Below are 26,324 nucleotides of genomic sequence, written 5' to 3' on the forward strand. Positions count from 1 at the left end.
AACAGCCGTTTATACCGGCACATCCAGTACTCTCTGACGCAGCGCTGCGACCAGGCGCTGCTGCTCAGGGGGCGTGAACGCCTCTTGCCGGGTAATGATGCCCAACGGTTCTGCCATTCCCTGAGTAGGCAACGGCAGCGCACGCAGGTGATTGCCGAACAGATCGTCGCGCACCGCGCCGTAAGGCACCAGCCAAACATAGCCATACTGCAACGTCAGGCAGCGCGCCAGCGTGACCGACAAGGTCTCGACGCAGCCTTCCGGCACGGCCAGCCCGTGGCTGACAATGAGCGCCTCCGCATTCTGGCGCGGTACGGTCCCACGCGGTGAGAGCACCAATGGCCAACTCAGGGCCTCCGCCAGCGTGACATCCGCATGCAGCAGCGGATGATGGGGGGAAACCACCAGCCGCAGCGTTTCATGATACAGCAGCTCGAAATTGAGCCCCTCCATGCGAGAGGGGTCTGACATACGCCCTATCCCTAAGGTTAATTGCCCGGATCTCACCGCCATCATCAGCGCATCGTTGGCCAGCGTCGAAACCTGCACGCGCCAACCTGGCGATTGCTGCTGCAACCCCACCACGACCGGCGCGACCAAACTCACCAGCGTGGTGGGCAGCGCCCCGATATGCAGCGGCGCCGGCAGCGCCTCGCTGTCCGATGCGACCGTACGCCCCAACACATTCAGCGCATCCAAAACGCGCCCCGCATCCTGCAGGAAACGCGCCCCGGCGGCGGTCAGCTCTGCCCCCTGCCGGCTGCGCGAAAACAGGCGCTCGCCGGCCAGGCTTTCCAGTTCATTGAGCGTTTTGGAGAGGGCGGGCTGCGTGATGCCCAATTGCTGTGCGGCGCGCACCAGCGTCCCCTGCTGCGCGGTAGCGACAAAGGCGTGCAGATGACGCAGGCGGATGCGTTGGCTAAAGCGAGAAGTCATGTTCATGATTTATAGTATTAACTTGCCGCCGACGCGGCAAGCTCATTCACAGGGCAAACGGAGGTCAAATATCAAAAAAAACGGTCTCGTTCTCGCCCTGTAGCCAGATATCGAAATGGTATACCGTCTGATCACCGCGCTGCCGCCTTTGCGCCAATAACGTGCCGCGCCGTTTCTCCCATTCAATGAGGTTCAACACCGGATCTTCAGCGTTCGCCGCCTGCTCGTCGGCGAAGTAAAGACGCGTGTTCAACCCGATGTTGATGCCGCGGGCCACGATCCATAAATTGAGATGAGGCGCCATCAGCCGGCCGTCGCGCCCCATCACTCTGCCCGGTTTGATCGTCTCAAATTGCCACAGGCCGCTGGTGAAATCCGAACAGGTTCGCCCCCAGCCGCGAAAAGCGGGGTCGTCGGGTTTATCTCGTTGGCCGTCGGCGGGATGCTGATATCGCCCGGCGGCGTTGGCCTGCCAGACTTCAACCAGCGCGTCTCGCACCGGCGTGCCGGTACCGTCATAAACATGCCCTTCCACCACGATGCGTTCCCCGCGCGTTTCCGGTTGCGTCAACACATGGGTGAAATTACGCTCAAAAATGTCAAAACCGGCGGCATGCGGCGCCAAACCGATGTGCACATAAGGGCCGGCGGTTTGCGAGGCCGTTTCAGACAAATACTTTTTCATCACGCGGCTCCCTGTGTACGGTTCTCAAACCACGTGGCCCGATGGCCGCGCAGCACCAGATCGAAGCGGTAGGCCAGGCTGTCCAGCGGCACGGCGGCGTGCATATCCAGCTCGGCAATCAGCGTGCGCATCGCATCGTCGCTGCCTACCGACTGCAAGATGGGGCAACGAACGAGCAACGGATCGCCTTCGAAATACATCTGCGTGATCAACCGCTGCGCGAACGCCTCGCCGGAGAGCGAGAAGTGAATATGCGCCGGACGCCAGTCGCTGACCTGATTGCGCCAGGGGTACGGGCCCGGCTTGATGGTGCGAAAACAGTAATACCCGTTGTCGTCGGTCAGCATCCTGCCGCAGCCGCCAAAATTGGGATCGATAGGCGCCAGATACTGATCCTTCTTGTGACGATAGCGCCCTCCCGCATTGGCCTGCCATACCTCGACCAGGGCGTTGCGCACCGGCGCACCGAAGGCATCGCGCACATATCCATGCACGATGATCCGCTCGCCGATCGGTAAGCCGTCTTTGGCGTAGTTCAGAATCAGATCGTGATCAATCGGGCCGATATCCGTTGGCGTGAACACGGGTGCGGTCAGTTCAGACAGCGAGTTTTGCAATGAAATTAATGCATTGCGCGGCGATCGCAGCACGCTGGTTTTATACAGCGGCGCCAGCGCAGGCGGGTGATGGCTGTAATCGCGATGCACCAGTTCTCGCGCCATCCAATCACTTTTCATCCCGGTATCCTTATTATTTGAGGGTACATGTCGACAGAGTGTAGGAAGCGCAATATGTAAAAGTAAAGTGAGAAAACCGATCGATTTATATAACTAAAATTCATGGAATGTTCTGAATTGACGAAACATTTCATTTGGTCCATAACAGGTTTCAATTCCCGTCGGTGGTCCGCCTCGCTACTGAATGGTCGCTTTCAGGTCATCCATGACCGCTTAACTGGAGGCAATGATGAAACGTTCTATCGCGACGGTCTCGGTATCGGGCTCGCTGCCGGAAAAACTGCGGGCTATCGCCGCCGCAGGCTTTGATGGCGTCGAAATTTTCGATAACGATCTGGTCTATTACCCCGGTTCACCGGCGCAAATCCGTGATCTGTGCGCCGAACTGGGCCTGGAAATTTTACTGTTCCAGCCGTTTCGGGACTTCGAAGGCGGCTCGCGCGAAAGCCTGGCGCAGAACCTTTCACGCGCAGCGCGCAAGTTCGACGTCATGCAGCAATTGGGCTGCTCGCGCATGCTGCTCTGCAGTAATGTCTCGCCCGACAGCAGCGAAGACATGGCCACGCAAGTGAGCGATTTGCGCGCGTTGGCGGAGTTGGCCGCCGAGTATGATATTACTGTCGGTTATGAAGCGCTGGCATGGGGACGTCACGTGAACCTGTGGCGCGACGCCTGGGCGCGGGTTAAGGCCGTAGACCATCCGGCGCTGGGGATCATTCTCGATAGTTTTCATATCCTGTCGCGCGGCGATAATCTTGACGGCCTTGATGAAGTCCCGCCCGAAAAAATTGTGTTTGTACAACTGGCGGACGCCCCGCTGCTGAAGATGGACGTGCTCGCCTGGAGCCGCCATTTCCGCTGTTTCCCCGGCCAAGGGGAGCTGAACCTGGCTCAGTTCATGACTCAACTTTCCGCGCATGGCTATCGCGGCGCCTGGTCGCTGGAGATATTTAACGATGGTTTCCGCGCCTCGCCGGTGCTTCCCACGGCTCAGGACGGTTTCCGATCGTTGTTGTGGCTGGAGGAACAAACCTATGACTGGTTGGCCAAACAGCCTCTGCTGCCCAACGCCATGGCCTCGCTCATAGAACACTCATTATTTCATTCAGAAGCGCATCCCCCCTTGCTGGCGCTGGAGTTTATCGAATTTGCCGTCTCGCACAGCGATGGGCTGGCGATGGGCCAATGGCTGACGCAGTTGGGATTGGTTCACGCCGGCGAACACCGCTCCAAAAGCGTCGCCCTCTATCGCAACGGCAAAGTGAATGTCATTCTGAATGCCCAGCCGGAAAGTCAGGCCAGCGGCTATTATCACTTGCACGGCATTTCTCTTTGCGCCGTGGCGTGGCGGGTTCGCGGCGTAGCGCGTTTACTGCAACGGGCGCAAGACTACGGTTACGCCCTCTGGCAAGGAGAAACCGGCCCCAACGAGCGGCAAATTCCCGCCCTGTGCGCACCGGACGGCAGCCTGATTTATCTGGTCGAGGCGGACGAAGATCCCAAGAACGATATTTATCACACCGATTTTCATCTGACTCATCGCAGCGCGCCGCCGCCTGCACTGCAGAGCATCGATCACCTCGCGATAGCGCTGACGGACGAATCTTGCGGCAACTGGATCATGTTCCTGCGCAGCGTGCCGGGTTTTGTGCAGGACAACGAGTGGGAACTGCCCGATCCGTTGGGTTTGGTGCGCAGCCGCGTGTTGCGCAGCCCCAACGACGCCATCCGGCTGCCGCTGAATATGTCGGTGAGCCGGGAAACCCAAATCGCCCAGGCATTAACCACCTATCAGGGCGCGGGATTACAGCATGTCGCCTTTGGCTGTAATGATTTGTTCAGCGTCGTGAAAGCGGCTCAGCAGCGTGGATTAAAAACGCTGCGCATCCCCGATAACTACTATCAAGACCTCAGAGCGCGTTTCGATCTTGATCCCGTTTTCCTTTCGCAGCTGCAAGCGTTCAATGTGCTCTACGATCGAGACGAGCAAGGTGGAGAATTACTGCACGTCTATACCGTCGCCTACGAGAAAGGGCGCTTCTTCTTCGAGTTATTGGAACGTCGGGGCGGCTACCGCGGCTTCGGGGCCGCCAACGCCCCGGTTCGGCTCACCGCCATGCGTTAACCGTGCGGGCCATCAAGGCCCGCTCATTCTTTCATCTTACTGAAAAGGTTAATGATCGCGCTCACACTCTCAACCGCTTCCGGCTCAGCCATTCCCACGGCAATCCCTTTTCATAACATAAGGTTAACATTCCACCCTCACTTCCCTCTCACCTCATCGTCCGATAAACGCACATTATTTCGATAATCGACATTTATTGCCCCACCAACGGCTGCTTATAGTGATGACACTCAACTACTGCACCGGGAGCCCCCCATGTCGGGAAACAACGCAATCAATGTTCGGGCGCTGATCGACAGCCGCCCCTTAGGGAAATGGCAAAAGATAGTCGTGCTGCTCGGCTTTTGCATCATTGCTCTGGATGGATTCGATATCGTTATCATGGGATTTATTGCGCCAGAGCTTAAGGCCGATTGGCAAATCACTAATCGCGAGCTGGGGCTGGTGATCAGCGCGGCGCTGATTGGCCTGTCGCTGGGCGCGATGCTTTCCGGGCCATTGTCAGACAGGTTCGGCCGCAAAGTGGTCATCATCAACAGCGTATTCTTTTTTGGCGTTTGGACGCTGGTGACGGCGTTTTCTCAAAATATGGAGCAGATGATGTTATTTCGCCTGCTCACCGGCTTGGGGCTGGGCGCCGCCATGCCGAATGTCGGCACCCTGGTGGCGGAATTCGCGCCTGCCCGGCGCCGCGCTTTCTTGATTACCGTGGTCTTCTGCGGCTTCACCTTTGGCGCCGCCTTGGGCGGATTCGCCGCCTCCTGGCTGATGCCACGCTTCGGCTGGCATTCCGTGCTGCTGCTCGGCGGGATCTTGCCCCTGCTGTTCGCGCCCGTGCTGATGGCGGCGTTACCCGAATCGGTGTGTTTCCTAGTGGAGAAACGGGCGAAAAACGACGGAATTCAGCGGATTTTGGCGAAACTGGCGCCCGACCTCGATCTTCGGCACAGCACCATCATATTGCCCCCGCCAAACCAGGCCTGCGCGCACCCCATCAAATTAGTGGTGAGCTCGCAGTATCGCTTCGGCAGTTTAATGCTGTGGGGATCGTATTTTTCCGCGCTGTTTCTGTTCTATACGTTGGGCAGCTGGCTGCCGTTGCTGATTAAAGACGGCGGCTTCAACGTCACGCAAGCGGCGATCATCACCGCCCTGTTTCAGGCGGGCGGCACGCTGGGCTCACTGTTTTCCGGCTGGCTGATGGACAGGTCCGAACCGCATCGCGCTTTGGCGTCCATTTATGGGATGGGGGCGCTGTTCACCCTGCTTATGGGGCCGGCGATGGGCTACCCCGTCCTGATGGGAGGCTGCGCGATGGCGATCGGATTCTGCATCGGAGGAGCCAACACCGGCATGAACGCCCTGTCGGCCAGTTTTTATCCCACCGAAGCCCGGGCTACCGGCTCCAGCTGGATGCACGGCATCGGTCGTTTGGGCGCCATATTGAGCGCGCTGGCCGGCGCTGAAATGCTGGCGCTCGGTTGGAGCTTAAGCACCATTTTCACCGTGCTGGCGCTGCCGGCGCTATTGACGGTGGCGATGATCGTCGCCAAAGGGCGCCATCAAGTTCGCCAAGCGGCAGGGCATGGGTATAAGGCTTACCTTGACGCACGTTCAAATGACATGCGCTGAACGCGCGGAGTAGCCCCCGTTTGAACAGCGCGACAGGATAGCGGGAATGACATTCCCTCCCTTCCTTTCTTCGGTACAGACGCCTTCCGGCTGCAAACACGCGGCGCCCCAGCCGGAAGGCGCAACGCCACCTCATTCCCCTTTTTAACCGCCTCAGAGAAAAATCACTAAGGAGCTCATATGCAAAAAGCACACAGGACGCGGGACGGGAAGAAGTACCTCCTGTGGTTTCTTGCCGGATTGATGTTCATTATCGGCCTGGCAATCTGCCTTCTCGGCGCCAGATTGGCCTTCGTCGGCGGAACGTTTTATTTCGTGGCGATGGGTCTGGCGATGATTATCGCCGCCGTACTGATTGCCCGGCGCCGTCGCAGCGGCATTATCCTGTACGCGATCGCCTTCGTCGCCTCCCTGTTTTGGGCCGTCGCCGATGCCGGCTGGCATTACTGGCCGCTGTTCTCGCGCCTTTTCACCCTCGGCGTTTTAGCGTTTCTTTGCGCTATCGCCTGGCCATTGATGCCCGGCCATTCGGCCAAAAAAGGCCCGGCTTTCGGCTTAGCGGCGATCCTGGCCATCGGGCTGGGGGTCAGCTTCGGGTGGATGTTCAGATCCCAACCGCTGGTCAGCGCGACGAAAACCATCCCCGTATTTCCAGTAGCCGCCGGCGAGCAACAAAAGAATTGGGAGCACTGGGGAAATACCCCGCACGGCGATCGCTTCGCCGCACTTGATCAAATAAACAAGCAGAACGTTTCCCGCTTGCAGGTGGCCTGGACTGCCCATACCGGCGATCTTCCCGTGAGCAAAGGTTCGGGCGCGGAAGATCAGAATACGCCTTTGCAGGTCGGCGACACGCTTTATGTCTGCACCCCGTACAGTAAAGTACTGGCTTTAGATGTGGATAGCGGGAAAGAAAAATGGCGTTTCGATCCGCAGGCCGCCTCGCCGAACTGGCAGCGCTGCCGGGGCCTGGGTTACTACGAGGATCACGCCGCTCCTGCAGCAACAGGCTCGAGTCGCCCACCCGCGATCTGTTCGCGTCGTTTGTTCCTGCCCACTATTGACGCCAGACTCATCGCCCTTGATGCCGACACGGGGAAATTGTGCGACGCCTTTGGCGATCGCGGTACCGTCGATCTCGGCAGCGGCATGGGCGAAATCAAACCGGGCTATTATCAACAAACCTCCACGCCGCTGGTGGCCGGAGAAATCGTCGTCGTGGGGGGACGCGTAGCGGACAACTTTTCCACCGATGAGCCTCCCGGCGTTGTTCGAGCTTATGATGTTCACTCCGGCAACCTCGTGTGGGCCTGGGATCCGGGCAACCCTGAACTGAGCGGCCTGCCGCCGGAGGGGCAAACCTATACTCGCGGCACGCCGAATGTCTGGTCAGCCATGTCCTATGACAAGCGGTTGAACCTCATCTATTTACCCACAGGCAACGCGACGCCAGACTTTTTTGGCGGCACTCGCAGCGCGCTGGACGACAAATACAGCTCCGCCGTCGTCGCCGTAGACGCCGCTACCGGCAAAGTTCGCTGGCACTATCAGACGACCCACCACGATTTGTGGGACTTCGATCTGCCCTCACAGCCACTGTTGTTCGATTTGCCCGACGGCAAAGGCGGCATTACGCCGGTTCTGGTGCAAACCAGCAAGCAAGGCATGATTTTCATGCTCAACCGCGTGACCGGCGAGCCCGTCGCGCAAGTTGAAGAACGCCCGGTGCCAACGGGAGCTATCAAGGGTGAACGCTATTCCCCCACCCAGCCGTACTCAGTGGGGATGCCGATGATTGGCAATGAACAACTGAAAGAGTCGGATATGTGGGGCGCAACACCGATTGACCTGCTGTTATGCCGCATTCAGTTTAAAGAAATGCGCTATCAAGGCATTTTCACCCCGCCGGGTGAAGACCGCGCCCTGCAATACCCAGGCTCCCTGGGAGGAATGAACTGGGGCAGCGTCGCCGTGGATCCCCACAATAACCTGATGTTCGTTAACGACATGCGTCTGGGATTGGCGCATTATCTGGTGCCGCGGGATAAGGTGCCAACCAACGCCAGCGGTATTGAAATGGGGATAGTCCCGATGGAGGGCACCCCGTTCGGGGCCCTGCGAGAACGGTTCCTCTCCCCGCTGGGGATCCCCTGCCAGAAACCGCCGTTCGGCACGATGTCCGCCGTGGACCTGACTACCGGCAAATTGGTGTGGCAGGTCCCTGTCGGGACAGTCGAGGATACCGGGCCGCTCGGCATCAGCATGCATATGCCGATCCCTATCGGCATGCCAACGCTGGGCGCGCCGCTGTCGACGCAGTCGGGTCTTCTGTTTTTCGCCGGCACGCAAGACTTCTATTTACGCGCCTTTGACACCGCCAACGGTAAAGAGATTTGGAAATCGCGCTTGCCGGTCGGGAGCCAATCCGGCCCGATGACTTACCTTTCGCCGAAAACCGGCAAACAGTACATTGTCATCAATGCGGGGGGCGCACGCCAATCACCGATGCGCGGCGACTACATTATCGCCTATGCGCTGCCGGACAAGTAATCTCGCACGAGAAATATCAAGGCGCATCGGGTTTACAGAGTGAGTCAATCCCATCGGCAACGGGCGGCGTCAAACCCGCCCTATCGTTCACAACATGACAAACGGTAAGACGAAAAGACGGTTTGATAACGTCGGCAAAGGGTCGGGACAGGAAAATAAGAACGACAGCCGATAAGAACGGTGGTTTTACTGTGATGGGGATCGTTGAAAGATTTATTCGTAAGTGATTGAATAGTGGCGGAGAGAGGGGGATTTGAACCCCCGGTAGAGTTGCCCCTACTCCAGTTTTCGAGACTGGTCCGTTCAGCCGCTCCGGCATCTCTCCTGACAACGCTTGCTATCATGCCCGCTTTTGCGGCATTTTTACAGCATTAGCATACCGCTGAACGTTCAAGTGATGAGTTTACGAGCAACCTGATGATTAAATGGCCGTGGAAAGCGACTCAACCCTCTCAATCCCAGGCAGACATCGAGGCCCAGTGGCAGGACGCGCTGGCGATCCCGCTGCTCTCGCCGCTGAATGAGCAGGAGCGGCAGCGGCTGGTGGCCGTCGCCGGGCAAATCTTGCAGCAAAAGCGCATCGTGCCGCTGCAGGGGCTGCAGCTCACCTCACAAATGCAGGCGCGCATCGCCCTGCTGTTCGCCCTGCCGGTGCTGGAGCTCGGCGCGGAGTGCCTCGACGGCTTCAACGAAATCCTGCTCTACCCCACCCCGTTCGTGGTGGAAGACGAATGGCAGGACGAAATCGGCCTGGTGCACTCGGGGCCGGTGGTGCAGTCCGGCCAGAGCTGGGAACAGGGGCCGATCGTGCTCAATTGGCAAGACGTGCAGGACTCTTTCGATCTCTCCGGTTTCAATCTGGTGATCCACGAAGCGGTGCACAAGCTGGATATGCGCAACGGCGGCGTCGCCACCGGCGTGCCGCCGATCCCGCTGCGCGAAGTGGCCGCCTGGGAGCACGATCTGCACGCCGCAATGGAAAGCCTGCAGGACGAGATCGACATGGTCGGCGAAGAGGCCGCCAGCATGGACGCCTACGCCGCCACCGATGCAGCCGAGTGCTTCGCCGTGCTGTCGGAGTATTTTTTCAGCGCCCCCGAGCTGCTGGCAGAACGCTTTCCGGCGCTGTATCAGCACTTTTGCCGCTTCTACCGCCAGGATCCGCTGGCGCGCCTGCTGCGCGGCCAGGCGGAAAACGACGCGCAATGGGCTGATTGACGGGCATATTGCTCAGATACCGAGCAGTCGCACCGCCTGGGGCAATTTAGCGTTGACACACTCGGGGCCGCTGGATATGATGCGCCCCGTTCACACGATTCCTCTGTAGTTCAGTCGGTAGAACGGCGGACTGTTAATCCGTATGTCACTGGTTCGAGTCCAGTCAGAGGAGCCATATTTAGAGAAGCCCGCTTAAGGAAACTTAAGCGGGCTTTTTGCTATGGGGCATTTACAGCCCGCGCTTTTCCATCAGCAGCGCCAGATCGACCAACCGATTGGAGAACCCCCACTCGTTGTCATACCAGGCGAGCACTTTCACCAGGTTGCCGCCGATAACCAGCGTAGACAAACCATCGATAATCGATGAGCGCGCGTCGCCCCGATAGTCGCTCGACACCAGCGGTTCATCGCTGTAGCCCAGGATCCCCTTCAGCGGGCCGGACGCCGCCGCCGCGCGGAAAGTGGCGTTGATTTCCTCCACCGTCGCCGGGCGTTTCAGCGTCACCGTCAGATCGACGATCGAGACGACCGGCACCGGCACCCGCAGCGAGTAACCGGTCAGGCGGCCGTCGAGATCCGGGATCACCTTGCCGAGCGCCTTGGCCGCGCCGCTGGAGTAAGGCACGATCGACTCTGCCGCCGCCCGCGCGCCGCGCAGATCTTTTTCCGGCTGATCGTGCAGCGCCTGGCTGTTGGTATAGGCGTGGGTGGTGTTCATCAGCCCGTATTCGATGCCGAACGCCTGATGCAGCACCTGCGCGGCGGGTGCCAGCCCGTTGGTGGTGCAGCTGCCGTTGCTGACCACTTTATGCAGCGCCGGATCGTAGAGCTGGTCGTTAACCCCCATGACGATGGTGATGTCGTCGTTCTTGGCCGGCGCCGAGATAATCACCCGCTTGGCGCCGCCGTGCGTGATGTGCACTTCCGCCTTGGCTTTCTCGGTAAAGAAGCCCGTCGCTTCGATCACCACGTCCACGCCCACGCTGCGCCAGGGGATCTCGGCGGGATCGCGCTGCGAAAACACCTGAATCGGCCGGCCGTCCAGCAGCAGCTGGTTGTCGCCGGCTTCCACCCTGGCCGCCAGCGTGCCGGAAAGCGTGTCGTATTTCAGCAGATGCGCCAGCGTCTTGCTGTCCGTCAGATCGTTGATCGCCACCACTTCAAAATCGCTGCGCCCCAGCGCCGCGCGCAGCACGTTGCGCCCGATCCTGCCGAAGCCGTTAATGCCTACTTTCACCATGATGCTCTCCTCGTTTTGGGCTTTGCCTCAAATCTAGCCCTGCCACGAGGCGGCGTAAATGACGTTTACCGATCAATTTACGCCAAATTGCGCGCGTGGAAGCGTTCGCGGTATTCGCTCGGGGTCAGCTGCAGTTTGCGCTCAAACACCCGCCGCAGGTTAAGGCCGTTGCCGAAACCGGTGGCCAGCGCGATCTGTTCGATGCCCTCCGCACTCTGCTCGAGGCGCTGCCTGGCGGTATGCAACCGCCCTTCTTCGACGAATTTGGCGGGAGAAATGCCCGTCTCGCGGGTGAACACCCGGGTAAAGTTGCGCGGGCTCATCGCCACGCGTTCGGCCAACCGATCGACGCTGAGATCGTCGGCGAGGTTTTCCAGGATCCAGGACTGCAGGTCGCGGATCGGGCCCGGCGATTTGGCCTGGTTGAGCGGGTAGCGGCTGAACTGCGCCTGCCCGCCGGGGCGGCGCAGAAACATCACCAGATCCTGCGCCACTTCGCGCGCCTGCACGAAGCCGTAATCGTCCTCCACCAGCGCCAGCGTCAGATCGAAGCCGGAACTGACGCCGCCGGAGGTCCAGATCGGCCCGTCCTGCACGTAGATCGGGCCGTTCTCGACCTGCACCCGCGGGAAGCGCGCCTGCAGCGTTTCCGCCAGCCGCCAGTGGGTAGTCGCCCGCCGCCCGTCCAGCAACCGGCTTCGGCCAGCAGCAGAGCCCCGCCGCAAACGGAAGCGATACGGCGCGCCTGCGGCGCCGCGCGGCGCAGCCAATCCGCCACCAGGGCGCCCTCTTCTTCGGTCGCCCCCTTGCCGGCAACAATGACGGTATCGCGCGGCAGGGCCGGATCGAGATCCGCCAGGCGGTGGTCGGCCAACAGGCTCAGCCCGGACAGGCCGTGTACCACCCGATGGGATTGCGTAGTGGCGACCGCGATATGATACAGCGGCGCCTCGGCAGGGCTCAGACGGTTAGCCTGCATCAGGATATCGGCGATGCCCGCCGCTTCGAACAGCATGCCCCCTTCAGGGACGATAATCAGGAATGTATGCATGGCGATAATAGGAAGAACAAGCAAAACAGGTCAGACAGCCACTGTATAAGAAAAGCCTCGCCGGTTCACCCTGCGGGCATAAAAAAGCCCGCCGGCAAGCGCCGACGGGCCAACAAAGCACTGTCCTCAAGCCTGCGGCAGGCTCACCCCGCCGGCGCGCGCCAATTGCGCCAGCAGCGCCGTTTGAAACGCCTCGTCGTATACCGCCGCGTGAGGTTCGAAGCGCTGTTGATGGTGCCAATAGCCGCCGGACGCCAGAGCCTGCGGCTCATCGCTGCTCACCAGCCACGCCTGCGTCACATGCCCCAGCGCCAGATCGTCTGGCGCATCCGCGCCGCCCATTTTGGTCGGCACCCAGCCGGGATCGACCGCGCTGCTGATCACGTCAGGCCACAGGCGCGCCACGGCGGCGGCCAGCGCGGTGACGAACAGTTTGCTGTCCGAATAGGAGCCGGCTGCGCCGCCGAGCCAGTCCACGCCGCTCAGTTCCGCCACGCCGTCAAAGTGCATGCTGCTGCTCAGATAGACGATACGCTTGGGGCGTTCGATCAGGGCCGTCAGCAGGTAGGGCGCAACGACGTTCACCGGCATCACCTGCGGCCCGGTAAACATACCGGCGTTGTGGATCACCGCGTCCGGGCGGCCGAGGCGGTTGACCTGCTCGGCAAGCTGCCGGATCTGCTGCACATCGGACAGATCGCCGATCGCCGCCTGCGCCCCTCGATCCAGCAGATCGCGCACCGCGTCCAAACGGCCGGGCTCACGCGCATGCAGAATTACCTGATGCCCTTCGTCCAACAGCGTTTGCGCGGCGGCGCGGCCCAGCCCGTCTACCGAACCGGTAATGAAAATGCGTGACATGCCACTCCTCCGTTTAGCGCCAGCCGAGCGCCGGCGCGACATGGGTTAAAATCGATTCGATGACGTGGGCGTTGTAATCCACGCCCAGCTGGTTAGGCACGGTCAGCAGCAGCGTATCCGCTTCGGCGATGGCCTCGTCCTGCGCCAGCTGCTTGATCAGCTCGTCCGGCTCGGCGGCATAGCTGCGGCCGAAGATCGCCCGGGTCTGCGCGTCGATATACCCCAGTTGATCGCCCTCCTTGCCGCCGCCGCCGAAGTAGTTGCGATCCCGCTGATCCACCAGCGCGAAGATGCTGCGGCTGACGGAAACCCGCGGCTCGCGCGCATGGCCCGCCTCTTGCCAGGCGGCGCGGTAGGCGCGGATCTGCTTGGCCTGCTGGATATGGAAGGGTTCGCCGGTTTCGTCGTTCTTGAGCGTCGAGCTTTGCAGGTTCATGCCCAGCTTCGCCGCCCAGACGGCGGTGGCGTTCGAACCGGCGCCCCACCAGATGCGGTCGCGCAGCCCGGCGGAAAACGGCTCCGGCCGCAGCAGCCCGGGCGGATTCGGGAACATCGGCTGTGGATTGGGCTCGGCGAACCCTTCACCGCGCAGCGCTTCCAGGAACACTTCGGTGTGGCGGCGAGCCATGTCCGCGTCGCTCTCGCCGTCGGCCGGGGCATAGCCGAAATAGCGCCAGCCGTCGATCACCTGCTCCGGCGAGCCGCGGCTGATGCCGAGCTGCAGCCGCCCGCCGGCGATCAGATCCGCCGCGCCGGCGTCTTCCACCATGTACAGCGGATTTTCATAACGCATGTCGATCACGCCGGTGCCGATCTCGATGCGTTGGGTTTTGGCGCCGATGGCGGCCAGCAGCGGGAACGGCGACCCCAGCTGGCGTGCGAAGTGGTGTACGCGAAAATAGGCGCCGTCCGCCCCCAGATCTTCGGCGGCGACCGCCAGATCGATGGACTGCAGCAGCGCATCCGCCGCGGAACGGGTGCCGGACTGGGCGGAAGGCGACCAGTGGCCAAACGAGAGAAAACCAATCTTTTTCATCGGGAATCGTCCTCAAAGGCAAATCATCGGCCTACAGTGACAAAAACCGCGCGCCCTGCGCCAGCAAAATCGCCCCCGATCGCACTAAACGAACCGATTGCCGCCGCGCCGCCCGGCGATTGTAATCAAAAAACAAATGTCGTATAACAAGCAGCTCCGAGGGGTGTCCTGTTACGGGCTGAGATGGCGCAAGCCGAACCCTTTGAACCTGATCTGGGTCATGCCAGCGAAGGGACGGTTAGGCAACAACGCTCTCACCCGTTGCCTGTTCATACCCCAGCGTGCCCGGATCTCCACTGACTCAAGGAGGTCCCATGTCCATCACCACCCTGTTCGAAAGCGGTCTTTACGGCCGGTTGCGCCAACAAGCCGGCAGCCACTGGCAAGATTACGTTGATCACCCGTTTCTGCAGCAGCTGGCCGCCGGCACCTTGCCCGAACGCGCGTTTCGCCGCTACCTGACCCAGGACTATCTGTTCCTGCTGCACTTCGCCCGCGCCTACGCGCTGCTGGTCAGCAAGCTGCGCACCCTGCCGGAGATGCGCGCCGCCACCGCGTCGCTCAACGGCATCGTCGCCGAACTGCCGCTGCACGTGGCCTACTGCGCCGAATGGGGGCTGAGCGAAGCGCAGATCGCCGCCCAGCCGGAAGCGGCGGAAACCATGAACTATACCCGCTACGTGCTGGATATCGGCCATGCCGGCGACGCCCTCGACCTGCTGGCCGGCCTGCTGCCCTGCGTGGCCGGCTATGCCGAAATCGGCCTGCGGCTGCTGCACGATCCCGCCACCCAAATGGAGGGCAATCCTTACGCCTCCTGGATCCGCAACTACGGCGACGAGGGCTATCTGGCCGGCGTGCGCGCCGCCATCGAGCTGCTGGAAACCGTCGGCCACCAGCGCGGCGCACCAGGCCGCTTCACCGAGCTGGCGCAGATTTTCACCACCGCCACCCAGCTGGAATCGGCATTTTGGCAAATGGGGCTGAACGCCTCATGACCTCCCCGCTTCTCCCGCCCGGCATCCAGGTGCGGGATCTCACTCTGCGCTTCGGTCAACAGACGATCTTTGAGCGGCTGAGTTTCGACATCGCCGGCGGCAGCTTCGTTGCCCTGCTCGGCGCCAGCGGCGCCGGCAAAACCAGCCTGCTGAAGATCATCGCCGGCCTGGCGCAGGCCACCTCGGGCACGGTGACCGGCAGCGACGGCCTGCCGATCGCCGGGCGCATCGCCTACATGGGGCAAAAAGACCTGCTCTACCCGTGGCTGACCGTCGAAGAGAACGTCGCCCTCGGCGCGCGGCTGCGCGGCGAAACGCCGGATCGGGCGTGGGCGGCGCACCTGCTGGAGCGCGTGGGCCTGGCCGCTCATGGCCGCAGCCTGCCCGCCGCGCTGTCCGGCGGCATGCGCCAGCGCGCCGCCATCGCCCGCACGCTCTATGAACGCCAGCCGATCGTGCTGATGGATGAACCCTTTTCGGCGCTGGACGCCATCACCCGCGCCGAGATCCAGAGCCTGGCCGCCGAACTGCTGGCGCAAAACACCGTGCTGCTGATCACCCACGATCCGATGGAGGCCTGCCGCCTGAGCCACCGGCTGCTGGTGCTGTCGCCCTGGCCGCTGGGCCTCGACGATAGCCACCGCATCAGCGGGCAACCGCCGCGCGCGCCGGATGACGCCGACCTGCTGAAAAGCCAGGCCGAACTGCTGCAGCAGATGGTGAGGGCCGCGCAATGAATATTGCCAAAGAGCGTGGCCTCACCCGCCTGCGGCGTGGGCTGACGGTGTTCGTCGGCCTGCTGCTGCTGTGGTGGCTGGCGGCGCAAAGCGGCATTCCGGCCTTTCTGCTGCCCACGCCGGGCGCGGTGGCGCAGGCGCTGTGGGACGGGCGCGGCTATCTCGCCTGGCACACGCTGATCACCGCTTCGGAGATCGTCAGCGGGCTGGCGCTGGGCGTGCTGCTCGGCGCGGCGCTGGCGCTGTGCATGATCTTCTCGCCGCGCCTGCAGCGCTGGCTGATGCCGCTGGTGCTCACCAGCCAGGCGATACCGGTGTTCGCCCTGGCGCCGCTGCTGGTGCTGTGGTTCGGCTTCGGCATGAGCGCCAAGGTGGCGATGGCGGTGCTGGTGATTTTCTTCCCGGTGGTGTCGGCCTTTTTCGACGGGCTGCGCCGGGTCAACAACGACTATCTCGATCTGGCGCGCACGATGCGCGCTTCGCGCTGGGCGCAGCTGCGGCACGTGCGGCTGATGGCGGCGCTACCGGCCTTCGGCTCCGGCCTGCGCATGGCCGCCGCCGTCGCGCCGATCGGCGCCATCATCGGCGAATGGGTCGGCTCGGCCGAAGGGCTGGGCTACGTGATGCTGAACGCCAACGCGCGCATGCAGACCGACGTCTGCTTCGCCGCGCTGTTTATTTTGGTGCTGATGACCGTGCTGCTGTGGGCCGCGGTGGATGCGCTGCTGCGGCGCCTGATCGCCTGGGCGCCGGAAAACGACTGATGATTGCAACCATAACCAGGGATAAAGGAACGACCATGATCAAACAAACCCTCTGCGGGCTGCTGCTCGGCGCCGCCATCACCGGCCAGGCCGGCGCGGCCGAAAAGCTGACGCTGGTGCTCGACTGGTACATCAACCCCGATCACGCGCCGATTATGGTGGCCGAGCAGATCGGCGCCTTCAAGGCCGAAGGGCTGGACGTCAAGATCGTGCCGCCGTCCGATCCGGCGCTGCCGCCGCGGCTGGTGGCCGCCAAACAGGCCGACCTCGCCATCACCTACCAACCTCAGTTGCATTTCTTCGCCGATCAGGGCCTGCCGCTGATGCGCGTCGGCACGCTGATCAACACGCCGTTGAATACGGTGATCGCGCTGGATAAAAACATCACGTCGCCGGCGGATCTCAAGGGCAAGACGGTGGGTTACTCGGTCAGCGGCATCGAACAGGCGACGCTGGCCACCATGGTCGAACACGAACACCTCAAGCCGCAGGACATCAAGCTCATCAACGTCAACTTCCAGCTGACCAGCGCCCTGCTGGCGGGCCAGGTCGATGCGGTGATCGGCGGCTACCGCAACATCGAAGCGCTGGAGCTGAAGCTGCAGGGCAAGACGCCGGTGGTGTTCAACGTCGAAGATTACGGCGTGCCGGCCTACGACGAGCTGATCATCGTCGCCCACCGCGATGCGGTGAACGAGCCGAAAATCCGCAAGTTCCTCGCCGCGCTGAAGAAAGGCAGCGACTACCTGCACGCGCACCCGCAGGACACCTGGCTGGCGTTCGCCAAGGCGCACCCGGAGCTGAATACCGAGCTGAACAAACAGGCATGGCAAGCCAGCCTGCCGCTGTTCGCGCGCGATCCGGCCAAGCTGGATCGCGCCCGCTACCAGGCTTACGAACAGTTCCTGTTCGACAACAAGCTGATCAAGAAAATCACTCCGGTGGAACAGTACGCGGTGGAGCTGGATTAACGAGGCGGAACAGCGGCTGCAGGCGTGCAGCGGCTGTTCGCTTTGGTTGCGATACCTTATGCGTCGGGCTTATCATCGCGCTCTGTCGAAAGAAACAGTGGGACGAAAATGGCCACGCTCAGCCGCACAGAACTCGCCGAACTTAATGTGTTCTCCATCATTTGCCGCAAGAAAAGTTTCCGGTTGGCGGCCGTGGAGCTCGGCGTCAGCACATCGGCTCTCAGCCACGCCATGCGTTCGCTTGAAGAGCGCCTCGGCGTAAAGCTGTTGAACAGAACCAACCGCTCGGTCGTTCCCACACCGGCAGGCGTGGCCCTGGTAACCGAACTCGATCGCGGATTCGACTACATCAAATCCGCCCTCTCGACATTGGAACCGTATCGCGATGAACCCATCGGCCACCTTCGCCTGAACATTCCGCATGATGCGCTCGATTTGCTCATCGCCCCCGTCATGGAAAGCTACGCCCAAACACATCCCAAAATAGCGCTGGAAGTGGCCGTCAATAACCATCAGGTAGACATCATCAAAGAAGGCTTCGACGCCGGCATCCGGTATGGCGAGATCATCCCCAAAGACATGATTGCCGTTCCTCTGACCGGCAGTCTGAAATGGGTCGTCGTCGCCGCTCCGGCCTATCTGGCAAAATATGGCGCGCCAGGCTTACCGTCGGAGTTGAAAGATCACAGTTGCATCAACATGCGATTGGGAGATGGCGCGGTATATCAATGGGAATTGGGCAACGATGAGGCGTTTTGCCGGTTGCCGGTGAATGGGCAATATATTTTCAGTGAAACCTCAATGATTATCAAAGCGGCGCTCGCCGGGCTGGGGTTGGCCTACTGTCTGGAAATGCAAATCGATGAACACTTGCGCACTGGCGAATTGCAATGCGTCATGCCCCATTGGTCGCATCTCAGCGCCCCCTTTATGATGTACTACCCCAGCCGCCGCCAGCTGCAACCAGGATTGCGGCCTTTGATTGAGCTGATAAAAGCGCGGCATCGCTCCCCTGGTTGATATCGGCTCAACGCTTCGTCAAAAAACATTCAACGCATTGTATTGTATTCTGTCAGTGATGTGCGGGAACGTTGAAATAAGGGTATTCGTCCGCACGCAATATTATCCAGCCTGAGATAAAACATAGCGACACCGTCGCTTGAGCCATGAATGTTTTATTTCAGTGACCGGTTAATCACGCCCATCATTTACAGTGAGCGCAGTATGAACGCATTATATTTTGATCTGGAAGAAAGGAAAAAACACTTTCCTGACACCACCGACTCTCTGATCGTCGATATGTACCTTGATGATACGCCGCAGGGCAGCGTCCGCCTGTTTCGCGTTTATGCCGAGGTTCCCGCACACTACCACCAACAATGTGATGAAATCTTGATCGTCGTGGAAGGCGCGCTGGAGTTTCAGGCCGGCAACGATGTCAAAAGAGTTTTAGCCGAAAACCAAATGGTGATATTTAAACGAAACACCATTCACAGCATCAATCCTTTTAACGGCAAGCCCGTATATTTTTTATCTATCGATACACCTCGTCGGGAAGCCTCTGACGTGCACTTTATTAATCCTGCTCACGAACATTTAAAATTCATCAGCCATATTGGGTAAAGAATATGCGTAATTCACAACACCGGTTCACCAATGACGGCAACGCGATGCCTGCCATCGGATTCGGCGTCTGGCAGTCGCGAGGAGATGAATTGATCGGCGCCGTTCAATGCGCGCTTGATGCGGGCTATCGCCTCGTCGATACGGCCGCAATCTATGGCAACGAATCTGAAGTGGGCAGCGCAATAAAAACTGCGGGCGTGTGCCGGGAAGATATATTCATCACCACCAAGCTATGGAACGACCGGCATGACGACGTTGAGAACGCCTTCAACGAAAGCCTGACCAAGCTCAGTTGCGACTATGTCGATCTGTATTTGATTCACTGGCCGGTATCCGGGCAAAACCTGTTCGTTTCCGCCTGGGATGCCATGATAAAACTCCGCGACAGCGGGCGAGTCAAAAATATCGGGGTAAGCAACTTTTCCATCGAGCAAATACGCCGCCTGGAGGCTGAAACCGGCGTCCTGCCCGCAGTCAATCAACTGCAAATCCACCCTTTTAATCAGCAACGAGAGTTGGTTGATTGGCTGCGCACTCAGGGGATCATCACGCAGGCCTGGAGCCCGCTTGGCCACGGCAACCAAAACATATTAACCCACCCCGTCATCTTGAAAATTGCCGAACAGCAGCATAAAACCCCTGCCCAGATCGTATTACGCTGGCTGTATGAAAACCAAATCATTGCGCTGCCGAAATCCAGTACGCCGCAAAGAATACGGGAAAATATTGATATCTTTGACTTTAACCTGTCCACATCCGAACTGTCGGCGATAAACGCACTGGATCGCGGCCTCAACGTCGGCAACGATCCCGACGCCTTCAGGTAGCCGAGGCGGCCGGCGGCGCCACCGTCACCTCACCCTGGCCGCTGCGCTGCAAGGCCGCCTTCACCAGCCCGTTGGCCTTGCAGCGCTCGATAAAATCGTTCACGTAGGCGGCGCCCTGCGTTTTTTGCCGCGGCACCGCCATTGCCTGGCGGATAGCGGTGAAATGCCCGTCCAGCACCCGGTAGCCGGGATGGACGGCCGCAGCGGCCAGCAGCGGTTGGCGCACGCCGGCCGCCGCCTCCAGCCCCCGGTCGAAAAACAGCGCGATCGCCTCGGCAGAGGTTGCCGCCCGCACCAGTTGCGCCTGCTGCAGCGTGCGCGATAAAAACAGATCGTACGCCGCCCCCTGGCCGACCGCGATGCGCACCTCCGGCCTGTCGAGCTGCGCCACCTCAAAGTAAGGCGCGTCGTTCGCCACCAGGTAAGTCCCCTCGATGATCACGTACGGCTCGCTGAAGGCGATCTGCGCCGCGCGCACCGGCTCGATGGCCATAAACGCCAGGTTCCAGGCGCCGCTGTCCAGATCGGCGAACACCTTGCCCGCCGCATCATAGGTCACCAGCTCGAGCGCCACGCCCAGCTCCTGGGCCAGCGCGGCGGCCAGCTCCACCGAAGCGCCCTGCGGTTTGCCGCCGGCCCCGGCCTGCGCCAGCACCGGATTACCGTAGTTGATCGCCGCGCGCAACACGCCTTGCGGGGCCAGATCGTCGAGTACCGCGGCGGGAATCGTCTGCATACTTCCTCCTGAATGGCTGATGGGCGCGCCGTCGTGGCGCTCATTAAGCGTAGAGCGAAACCTCCGACCAGCAAGCTTTCGCCGCCGAAGCCACCGCCGGCGTGATTAACGTCACACTATTGTCATAAAAATGTACAATAGCCGCCGTTCGTCGGCCGTAGCGGGAGATCGCGCGTTGTTCCGCCGCCGGCAATAGGCTATACCCTTCACTTTTCGCGCCGCGGCACGCTCGGCGGCGCAGACCAGGGCAGCAACGGTTTTATTTCAATCAGACAGGGTTTGGCGGATGGTTTTAGCAGTCGTTTCGTTTGTTCTCTTTTTGGCGTCGATTTTAATTTATCGCACCCGGGCCGCCGCCAACCGCTGGTGGTTCGCCATTCTGCTGACGCTGCTCGGCAGCTATCTGGTGCTGAACGTCATCCTGATCGCCAGCAACTACTTCACCGGCGACGGCATCACCGACGCGGTGATCTACACCGTCACCAGCAGCCTCAAAGGCGCGGGCATCAGCAAATACGTGCTGCCGTTTATCGGCCTGCTGGCGGCGCTGGGGATTATCTTCGCGGTGCTGGCTCGCAGCCTGCTGCGCCGCAAGGCCAAAGGCAGCAGCGTAGCCTACAGCATCGTCGCCGTGCTGCTGGCGCTGTTTTCGGTCGGCACCACCCCGGCGTTTCAGGACATCTCGCTGCTGGTCAAGAGCCAGATCGTCGGCGATACCGCCGATTTCAGCACCTACTACAAGGCGCCGAAAAAGACCGTGCAGGGCAAGCGGCCGAACCTGGTGTACATCTATGCCGAGAGCCTGGAGCGCACCTACTTCGACGCCGAGCTGTTTCCCGGCCTGGCCGACGAGCTGAACGCCCTGCGCACGGACAGCATCGATTTCAGCAACACCCAGCAGCTGCCGGGCACCGGCTATACCATCGCCGGCATGGTCGCCTCGCAGTGCGGCATTCCGCTGTTCGCGCCCTTCGACGGCAACGCCTCCAGCGCGGTCTCCACCTTCTACCCGGAGAATGTCTGCCTGGGTGACGTGCTGAAGGCCGCCGGCTACAGCAACTATTTCTATCAGGGCGCCGAGCTGGCGTTCGCCGGTAAAGACACCTTCCTGAAATCCCACGGCTTCGACCACGTTTACGGCTTCAAAGAGCTGCGCGAACAGGTCGCCGATCCGAGCTACAAAAACGACTGGGGCTGGTACGACGACAGCGTGCTGGACGTGGTGTACGGCAAGTTCGTCGAGCTGTCCAAACAGCGCCAACCCTTCTCGCTGTTCACCCTGACCGTCGACACCCATCACCCGGACGGCTTTATCTCCGCCGGCTGCAGCAAGAAAAGTTACGCCTGGCAGAACAAGGAAAACCGCTCGCTGAGCGCGGTGGCCTGCAGCCAGCAACACATCGCCGCGCTGATCGACAAGATCAAACGCTCGCCCTATTTCAGCAACACCGTGATCGTGGTGTCCTCCGATCATCTGGCGATGAACAACACCGCCTACGATATCCTGACCAAACAGAAGCGCCGCAACCTGTTCTTCATCATCGACGGCACCCGGCCGCTGGCGGAACAGCGCAACGAGAAGCGCAGCACGCTGGACAACGGCGCCACGGTGCTGGACGTGATGGGCGGCGACAACTACATCGGCCTCGGCCGCAGCAGCCTGTCGGCGCCGTCGCTGTCTACGGTGTTCCTGAACATCGAAGAGAAAATCAACGGCTGGAAACCGGCGGTGATCAACCAGTGGGGCCTGCCGAACCGCATCAGCGACTACAGCGTGGACACGCGCCAGCGCAGCTTCAGCTTTTCCGGCGTCACCTACAAGGTGCCGTTCATCCTGCGGGTGGGCGACAACCGCATCGAACCGATGTTCAACGTCTACCTCTCCACCCCGCTGCGCAAGCAGCTGGCCGGGTTGGGCGCGGGGGAGAAATTCGTCTGGGTCGATAAATGCTACGAGATCGGCCGGGTCTGGGCGCCGCAGCTGGCGCTGAGCACCGACATCTGCGTAGCCTCCGGCACCCTGGCCTCGCCGCCGCAGATCGTGCAGGCCAGCGGCGAACGCTTCCGCGGCAAGGTGAGCTTTACCGCCCCGCCGGCGGACAGCGTCGCCGATTATCAAAACGCCGTCGCCCGCCTGCAGGTGGACGACGCCGCGATGAAGTACCGGGCGGACAGCATCGAGTTCATGCTGCCCGGCCTGCCGGAGCAGGTGAAGGCCATCACCGGCGTTTCCGGCGTCGAGGAGTGGGGCCGCTGGTCCGACGCCAACCTGGCGCCGGCGGTCGACATCGATTACGTCGATCCGCTGCCGAAGCGCTTCGATCTGGTGCTGCGCGCCCGCGCCTACGGCAATAACGTCGGCGAACCGATTTCGGTGCGCGTCGGCGACGAAGAGCGTTTCGTGTCGCTCGGCGAACAGGACAGCACCGTCACCCTGCGCTTCGACAACCCGCGCGGCGCGCAGAAGATCAGCATTACCCCGCCGGCGCCGACCGAGCCGAAAGAGAGCGCCAGCGGCGGCTTCACGCCGAAGAAGCTGGGCATCGGCCTGGTGTCGCTGAAGGTCGAGGCGGCCTCCCCCTCCTCCTGATCCCCACGCCTTCACGGGCGCGGTATTTTCTTTGCCGCGCCCGTCATTTCGACCAAGCTTTTACGCCTTTCTTCGGCTAACCTGTGACGGTAAAACGCCGCAACCCCGCCACAGAGCCGGGACATCCAAGGAGAAAGTATGAGCTATGCCCCACCTCGCAGCGGCCTCAGCGCCGATCAGGCACTCGATCAACTGGAAGCCCTGTATGACGCCGCGGTAGACGCGCTGCGTCAGGCGGTCAGCGACTTTATCAGCCACGGCACGCTGCCGGATGCGCAGGCGCGCGCCGCCGGGCTGTTCGTGTATCCCGAGCTGCGCGTCAGCTGGGACGGGCAGCAATCCGGCCCGAACAAAACCCGCGCCTTCGGCCGCTTTACCCATCCCGGCAGCTACAGCACCACCGTGACCCGGCCGCAGCTGTTCCGCCACTATCTGGCCGAGCAGCTGGCGATGCTGGAGCACGATTATGCCGCCCATATCGAAGTGGCGCCGTCGCAGCAGGAGATCCCGTTCCCTTACGTGATCGACGGCTCCAGCCTGGCGCTCGATCGCTCGATGAGCGCCGGCATCGCGCAGCATTTCCCCACCACCGAGCTGGCGCAGATCGGTGACGAGACCGCCGACGGCCTGTACCACGCCACCGACAGCCATTTCCCGCTGTCGCATTTCGATGCGCTGCGCGCGGATTTCTCGCTGGCGCGGCTGCGGCACTACACCGGCACGCCGGTGGAACACTTCCAGCCGTTCGTGCTGTTCACCAACTACACCCGCTATGTGGATGAGTTCGTGCGCTGGGCCTGCGCCCAGATCGCCGATCCGGCCAGCCCCTACATCGCCCTCTCCAGCGCCGGCGGCACCTACATCACGCCGGAAACCCGCGCCCCGGAGCAGGCGGTGTCCGATCTGGCGTGGAAAAACCACCAGATGCCGGCCTATCACCTGATTTCGCGCACCGGCCAGGGCATTACGCTGATCAACATCGGCGTCGGCCCGTCCAACGCCAAGACCATCTGCGATCACCTGGCGGTGTTGCGCCCGAGCGCCTGGCTGATGATCGGCCACTGCGGCGGCCTGCGCGAAAGCCAAAAGATCGGCGATTACGTGCTGGCCCACGCCTATCTGCGCGACGATCACGTGCTGGATGCGGTGCTGCCGCCGGATATTCCGATCCCGAGCATCGCCGAGGTGCAGCGCGCCCTGTACGACGCCACCAAGATGGTCAGCGGCATGCCCGGCGAAGAGGTCAAACAGCGTTTGCGCACCGGCACCGTGGTCACCACCGACGATCGCAACTGGGAGCTGCGCTATTCCGCTTCGGCGCGGCGCTTCAACCTCAGCCGCGCGGTGGCGGTCGACATGGAGAGCGCCACCATCGCCGCCCAGGGTTACCGCTTCCGGGTGCCGTACGGCACGCTGTTGTGCGTCTCCGACAAACCGTTGCACGGCGAAATAAAACTGCCGGGCCAGGCCAACCGCTTCTACGAAGGAGCGATCTCCGAGCACCTGCAGATCGGCATCTGCGCCATCGATCTGCTGCGCGCCGAGGGCGATCGCCTGCACTCGCGCAAGCTGCGCACCTTCAACGAACCGCCGTTCCGGTAACGGTTCTCAGGCCCGCTGCGGCGGGCCATTTTTTCCTTAACGCACCAACGCCAGCGCGCGCTTCTCCTGGCTGCTGCCGCCGGCGATCGACAGCAGCAGGTCTTTGACCAGCAGCGCCGGGGCGGACAGCGCCTGTTGGCCCGACATGCACAGCGACAGCGGCACCGACATCGTCGGCGCATTGATACGCGCCATCCAGGCTTTGGCCGGGCCGATCATCGCGCGCGCCACCGATTCCGGCAGCACGGTCGCCCCCAGCCCGCTGGCGATCGCGGCGCTCAACGCGCCCGAGGATTCGATCTCCCCCACCACGTTGACAGCCAGCTTGCGCAGCGCCATCGCCTCCTCCAGCTGATTGCGCACCGCATCGCCCTCGCGCGGCAGGAACAGGTTTAGCCGCGCCACGTCCAGCAGCTCGACGCTGTTGCCGGGATGCGGCACCGCGCGCGTAGCCACCAGATAAAGATCTTCTCGCATCAGTGCGATGGCGTGCAGCCCGGCGGGCATTTTGGCGCCGTAGACCATCGCCATGTCCAACGTCTGGTTGGCCACCTGCCCGGCCAGCGCCGCGCCGCCGTTTTCATGCAGGCTGAGCAGGATACCCGGCTGCTGATCGCGCAGGCTCTGCAGCAGCGGCAACGCCAGCTGCGCCGCGGTGCTGCCCGACGCCAGCCCGAGAGACACCTGGCCGCTCATCGCCTGCCCGGCGCTGTTGACCGCACTCTGCGCCTGCTCGCACTGGCGCAGAATGGTCTGCGCGTGGGCATACAGAATGTTGCCGGCCTCGGTCGGCTGCACGCCGCGCTTGGTGCGGATCAGCAGCTGTTGCTTCAGCTCCCCCTCCAGCGTCGCCAGCTGCTGGCTGAGCGCCGGCTGGGCGATGTGCAACACCTCCGCCGCCTGGGTCAGGCTGCCGATATCGACGATTTTCACGAAGTACTTCAGACGTCTGAAATTCATAGTGCCTCCAGCGAGCCGCTAAATTGAGAATGCCGAAATCCGGTCAGGCAACCACAGCAAGATCCAGGCCAGAGTCGGTAAACGGCCACGGAAGCGGGATATACGGCGGTCAACGGCCGTTCGCCGGGCGGCACGCGCCACCGCGCAGGGCAGCCGTTGCACCATCGGCAGGCAAATGCGCCAAACAGCGGGCAATCCGGCGGCGCTGCGCGCGGGATAAGCGATAAAAGCGAGAAAAAGCAGCAGGTTGGGCAATCTTGCAGCAAACGAACGCGTCGGGCGTTTTCACGCTTTACAAGCCGCAACCGCCCCGCTATTATTCGCCCCGTTCACACGATTCCTCTGTAGTTCAGTCGGTAGAACGGCGGACTGTTAATCCGTATGTCACTGGTTCGAGTCCAGTCAGAGGAGCCATATTTAGAGAAGCCCGCTCAGGGAAACC

General features: G+C 61.5%; 21 protein-coding genes, 3 tRNA genes, 1 pseudogene and 1 riboswitch. Of the genes and pseudogenes, 15 read left to right on the forward strand and 10 right to left on the reverse strand.

The features are described from left to right. Positions 1–9 precede the first annotated feature (9 nt). Genes ACJ8PI_RS11440 through pcaH form a run of 3 tightly spaced genes read right to left on the reverse strand, consistent with a single transcriptional unit; the run spans position 10 to position 2,358 of the window. The gene (locus ACJ8PI_RS11440; RefSeq protein ID WP_060421677.1) at positions 10–942 is read right to left on the reverse strand and encodes a LysR substrate-binding domain-containing protein; all 933 of its coding nucleotides are present in this window, start codon (positions 940–942) and stop codon (positions 10–12) included. 58 nt (positions 943–1,000) lie between these two features. Further along, positions 1,001–1,621 (reverse strand): protocatechuate 3,4-dioxygenase subunit alpha, encoded by a 621-nt coding sequence (gene pcaG / locus ACJ8PI_RS11445; RefSeq protein ID WP_033635143.1) that lies wholly within the window; start codon positions 1,619–1,621, stop codon positions 1,001–1,003. Then, entirely contained in the window at positions 1,621–2,358 is a 738-nt protein-coding gene (pcaH, locus tag ACJ8PI_RS11450) for a protocatechuate 3,4-dioxygenase subunit beta (RefSeq protein ID WP_033647894.1), read from the reverse strand. The genes pcaG and pcaH overlap by 1 nt, the downstream gene beginning before the upstream one ends. Before the next feature lie 229 nt (positions 2,359–2,587). On the opposite strand from pcaH, the gene ACJ8PI_RS11455 reads away from it, so the two are divergent. From ACJ8PI_RS11455 to ACJ8PI_RS11465, 3 genes are all read left to right on the forward strand, one after another. Beyond that, positions 2,588–4,483: a bifunctional sugar phosphate isomerase/epimerase/4-hydroxyphenylpyruvate dioxygenase family protein gene (locus tag ACJ8PI_RS11455; protein WP_041035786.1), complete on the forward strand. Its 1,896-nt coding sequence runs from the start codon at positions 2,588–2,590 to the stop codon at positions 4,481–4,483. 255 nt (positions 4,484–4,738) lie between these two features. Then, positions 4,739–6,115: an MFS transporter gene (locus ACJ8PI_RS11460; RefSeq protein WP_164134309.1), complete on the forward strand. Its 1,377-nt coding sequence runs from the start codon at positions 4,739–4,741 to the stop codon at positions 6,113–6,115. Between the two features lie 180 nt (positions 6,116–6,295). Next, positions 6,296–8,665, forward strand: coding sequence for a glucose/quinate/shikimate family membrane-bound PQQ-dependent dehydrogenase (locus tag ACJ8PI_RS11465; protein WP_164134308.1), 2,370 nt, complete (start codon positions 6,296–6,298; stop codon positions 8,663–8,665). A gap of 235 nt (positions 8,666–8,900) precedes the next feature. Here ACJ8PI_RS11465 and ACJ8PI_RS11470 read toward each other — a convergent pair. Further along, positions 8,901–8,990: transfer RNA gene (locus tag ACJ8PI_RS11470), tRNA-Ser, on the reverse strand. Positions 8,991–9,082: 92 nt separating this feature from the next. Here ACJ8PI_RS11470 and mtfA point away from each other — a divergent pair. Beyond that, entirely contained in the window at positions 9,083–9,883 is an 801-nt protein-coding gene (gene mtfA / locus ACJ8PI_RS11475; RefSeq protein WP_033635147.1) for a DgsA anti-repressor MtfA, read from the forward strand. A 99-nt stretch (positions 9,884–9,982) separates the two neighbouring features. Beyond that, positions 9,983–10,058, forward strand: a tRNA-Asn gene (locus ACJ8PI_RS11480). A gap of 54 nt (positions 10,059–10,112) precedes the next feature. On the opposite strand, the gene gap is transcribed toward ACJ8PI_RS11480, so the two are convergent. The 4 genes and pseudogenes from gap to ACJ8PI_RS11500 all read right to left on the reverse strand — a co-directional run bounded on the left by gap (position 10,113) and on the right by ACJ8PI_RS11500 (position 14,071). Beyond that, entirely contained in the window at positions 10,113–11,123 is a 1,011-nt protein-coding gene (gene gap / locus ACJ8PI_RS11485; protein WP_164134307.1) for a type I glyceraldehyde-3-phosphate dehydrogenase, read from the reverse strand. 77 nt (positions 11,124–11,200) lie between these two features. After that, a pseudogene (locus ACJ8PI_RS11490) lies at positions 11,201–12,174 on the reverse strand (GlxA family transcriptional regulator). 126 nt (positions 12,175–12,300) lie between these two features. Next, positions 12,301–13,035, reverse strand: coding sequence for an SDR family NAD(P)-dependent oxidoreductase (locus ACJ8PI_RS11495; RefSeq protein ID WP_103798387.1), 735 nt, complete (start codon positions 13,033–13,035; stop codon positions 12,301–12,303). 13 nt (positions 13,036–13,048) lie between these two features. After that, the gene (locus ACJ8PI_RS11500) at positions 13,049–14,071 is read right to left on the reverse strand and encodes an LLM class flavin-dependent oxidoreductase (protein WP_033635151.1); all 1,023 of its coding nucleotides are present in this window, start codon (positions 14,069–14,071) and stop codon (positions 13,049–13,051) included. A gap of 149 nt (positions 14,072–14,220) precedes the next feature. After that, positions 14,221–14,323: riboswitch (TPP riboswitch) on the forward strand. A 62-nt stretch (positions 14,324–14,385) separates the two neighbouring features. Here ACJ8PI_RS11500 and ACJ8PI_RS11505 point away from each other — a divergent pair. From ACJ8PI_RS11505 to ACJ8PI_RS11535, 7 genes are all read left to right on the forward strand, one after another. After that, positions 14,386–15,069: a TenA family protein gene (locus tag ACJ8PI_RS11505; protein WP_047571442.1), complete on the forward strand. Its 684-nt coding sequence runs from the start codon at positions 14,386–14,388 to the stop codon at positions 15,067–15,069. Beyond that, positions 15,066–15,806: an ABC transporter ATP-binding protein gene (locus tag ACJ8PI_RS11510; protein WP_164134306.1), complete on the forward strand. Its 741-nt coding sequence runs from the start codon at positions 15,066–15,068 to the stop codon at positions 15,804–15,806. The genes ACJ8PI_RS11505 and ACJ8PI_RS11510 overlap by 4 nt, the downstream gene beginning before the upstream one ends. Beyond that, positions 15,803–16,570: an ABC transporter permease gene (locus tag ACJ8PI_RS11515; RefSeq protein WP_041035801.1), complete on the forward strand. Its 768-nt coding sequence runs from the start codon at positions 15,803–15,805 to the stop codon at positions 16,568–16,570. Before ACJ8PI_RS11510 ends, ACJ8PI_RS11515 begins: the two co-directional genes overlap by 4 nt. A gap of 35 nt (positions 16,571–16,605) precedes the next feature. Continuing rightward, positions 16,606–17,541, forward strand: coding sequence for an ABC transporter substrate-binding protein (locus tag ACJ8PI_RS11520; RefSeq protein ID WP_164134305.1), 936 nt, complete (start codon positions 16,606–16,608; stop codon positions 17,539–17,541). 108 nt (positions 17,542–17,649) lie between these two features. Beyond that, entirely contained in the window at positions 17,650–18,561 is a 912-nt protein-coding gene (locus tag ACJ8PI_RS11525; protein ID WP_074027079.1) for a LysR family transcriptional regulator, read from the forward strand. Positions 18,562–18,765: 204 nt separating this feature from the next. Continuing rightward, positions 18,766–19,164 carry a cupin domain-containing protein gene (locus ACJ8PI_RS11530; RefSeq protein WP_164134304.1) on the forward strand — a complete coding sequence of 133 codons (399 nt, stop codon included), beginning with the start codon at positions 18,766–18,768 and terminating at the stop codon, positions 19,162–19,164. A gap of 5 nt (positions 19,165–19,169) precedes the next feature. Beyond that, positions 19,170–19,994, forward strand: a complete 825-nt coding sequence (locus tag ACJ8PI_RS11535; protein ID WP_074027080.1) for an aldo/keto reductase — start codon at positions 19,170–19,172, stop codon at positions 19,992–19,994. Here ACJ8PI_RS11535 and ACJ8PI_RS11540 read toward each other — a convergent pair. Beyond that, a complete protein-coding gene (locus tag ACJ8PI_RS11540) occupies positions 19,987–20,730 on the reverse strand; it encodes a transporter substrate-binding domain-containing protein (protein WP_033647907.1) in 744 nt (247 codons plus the stop codon). The two genes, ACJ8PI_RS11535 and ACJ8PI_RS11540, sit on opposite strands and share 8 nt — an antisense overlap. A 286-nt stretch (positions 20,731–21,016) precedes the next feature. Between ACJ8PI_RS11540 and opgB the strand changes: the two genes are divergently transcribed. Together opgB and ACJ8PI_RS11550 are read left to right on the forward strand one after the other, a co-directional pair. Then, positions 21,017–23,320, forward strand: coding sequence for a phosphatidylglycerol--membrane-oligosaccharide glycerophosphotransferase (gene opgB / locus ACJ8PI_RS11545; protein ID WP_164134303.1), 2,304 nt, complete (start codon positions 21,017–21,019; stop codon positions 23,318–23,320). Positions 23,321–23,458: 138 nt separating this feature from the next. After that, positions 23,459–24,922, forward strand: a complete 1,464-nt coding sequence (locus ACJ8PI_RS11550; protein ID WP_033647909.1) for an AMP nucleosidase — start codon at positions 23,459–23,461, stop codon at positions 24,920–24,922. A gap of 36 nt (positions 24,923–24,958) precedes the next feature. Here the strand turns inward: ACJ8PI_RS11550 and nac are convergent, their stop codons facing one another. Next, entirely contained in the window at positions 24,959–25,882 is a 924-nt protein-coding gene (gene nac / locus ACJ8PI_RS11555; protein ID WP_164134302.1) for a nitrogen assimilation transcriptional regulator NAC, read from the reverse strand. A 338-nt stretch (positions 25,883–26,220) separates the two neighbouring features. On the opposite strand from nac, the gene ACJ8PI_RS11560 reads away from it, so the two are divergent. After that, positions 26,221–26,296 (forward strand) — tRNA-Asn (locus ACJ8PI_RS11560). Positions 26,297–26,324 lie beyond the last annotated feature (28 nt).

This window comes from Serratia sp. CY82433 (assembly GCF_052166535.1).
Lineage (GTDB): Bacteria > Pseudomonadota > Gammaproteobacteria > Enterobacterales > Enterobacteriaceae > Serratia > Serratia sarumanii.

What these genes read in the sequence shown, in the direction of transcription:
- ACJ8PI_RS11440 (WP_060421677.1), bottom strand. Translation starts at nt 942, where the DNA reads ATGAACATGACTTCTCGCTTTAGCCAACGCATCCGCCTGCGTCATCTG.
- pcaG (WP_033635143.1), bottom strand. Translation starts at nt 1,621, where the DNA reads ATGAAAAAGTATTTGTCTGAAACGGCCTCGCAAACCGCCGGCCCTTAT.
- pcaH (WP_033647894.1), bottom strand. Translation starts at nt 2,358, where the DNA reads ATGAAAAGTGATTGGATGGCGCGAGAACTGGTGCATCGCGATTACAGC.
- ACJ8PI_RS11455 (WP_041035786.1), top strand. Translation starts at nt 2,588, where the DNA reads ATGAAACGTTCTATCGCGACGGTCTCGGTATCGGGCTCGCTGCCGGAA.
- ACJ8PI_RS11460 (WP_164134309.1), top strand. Translation starts at nt 4,739, where the DNA reads ATGTCGGGAAACAACGCAATCAATGTTCGGGCGCTGATCGACAGCCGC.
- ACJ8PI_RS11465 (WP_164134308.1), top strand. Translation starts at nt 6,296, where the DNA reads ATGCAAAAAGCACACAGGACGCGGGACGGGAAGAAGTACCTCCTGTGG.
- mtfA (WP_033635147.1), top strand. Translation starts at nt 9,083, where the DNA reads ATGATTAAATGGCCGTGGAAAGCGACTCAACCCTCTCAATCCCAGGCA.
- gap (WP_164134307.1), bottom strand. Translation starts at nt 11,123, where the DNA reads ATGGTGAAAGTAGGCATTAACGGCTTCGGCAGGATCGGGCGCAACGTG.
- ACJ8PI_RS11495 (WP_103798387.1), bottom strand. Translation starts at nt 13,035, where the DNA reads ATGTCACGCATTTTCATTACCGGTTCGGTAGACGGGCTGGGCCGCGCC.
- ACJ8PI_RS11500 (WP_033635151.1), bottom strand. Translation starts at nt 14,071, where the DNA reads ATGAAAAAGATTGGTTTTCTCTCGTTTGGCCACTGGTCGCCTTCCGCC.
- ACJ8PI_RS11505 (WP_047571442.1), top strand. Translation starts at nt 14,386, where the DNA reads ATGTCCATCACCACCCTGTTCGAAAGCGGTCTTTACGGCCGGTTGCGC.
- ACJ8PI_RS11510 (WP_164134306.1), top strand. Translation starts at nt 15,066, where the DNA reads ATGACCTCCCCGCTTCTCCCGCCCGGCATCCAGGTGCGGGATCTCACT.
- ACJ8PI_RS11515 (WP_041035801.1), top strand. Translation starts at nt 15,803, where the DNA reads ATGAATATTGCCAAAGAGCGTGGCCTCACCCGCCTGCGGCGTGGGCTG.
- ACJ8PI_RS11520 (WP_164134305.1), top strand. Translation starts at nt 16,606, where the DNA reads ATGATCAAACAAACCCTCTGCGGGCTGCTGCTCGGCGCCGCCATCACC.
- ACJ8PI_RS11525 (WP_074027079.1), top strand. Translation starts at nt 17,650, where the DNA reads ATGGCCACGCTCAGCCGCACAGAACTCGCCGAACTTAATGTGTTCTCC.
- ACJ8PI_RS11530 (WP_164134304.1), top strand. Translation starts at nt 18,766, where the DNA reads ATGAACGCATTATATTTTGATCTGGAAGAAAGGAAAAAACACTTTCCT.
- ACJ8PI_RS11535 (WP_074027080.1), top strand. Translation starts at nt 19,170, where the DNA reads ATGCGTAATTCACAACACCGGTTCACCAATGACGGCAACGCGATGCCT.
- ACJ8PI_RS11540 (WP_033647907.1), bottom strand. Translation starts at nt 20,730, where the DNA reads ATGCAGACGATTCCCGCCGCGGTACTCGACGATCTGGCCCCGCAAGGC.
- opgB (WP_164134303.1), top strand. Translation starts at nt 21,017, where the DNA reads ATGGTTTTAGCAGTCGTTTCGTTTGTTCTCTTTTTGGCGTCGATTTTA.
- ACJ8PI_RS11550 (WP_033647909.1), top strand. Translation starts at nt 23,459, where the DNA reads ATGAGCTATGCCCCACCTCGCAGCGGCCTCAGCGCCGATCAGGCACTC.
- nac (WP_164134302.1), bottom strand. Translation starts at nt 25,882, where the DNA reads ATGAATTTCAGACGTCTGAAGTACTTCGTGAAAATCGTCGATATCGGC.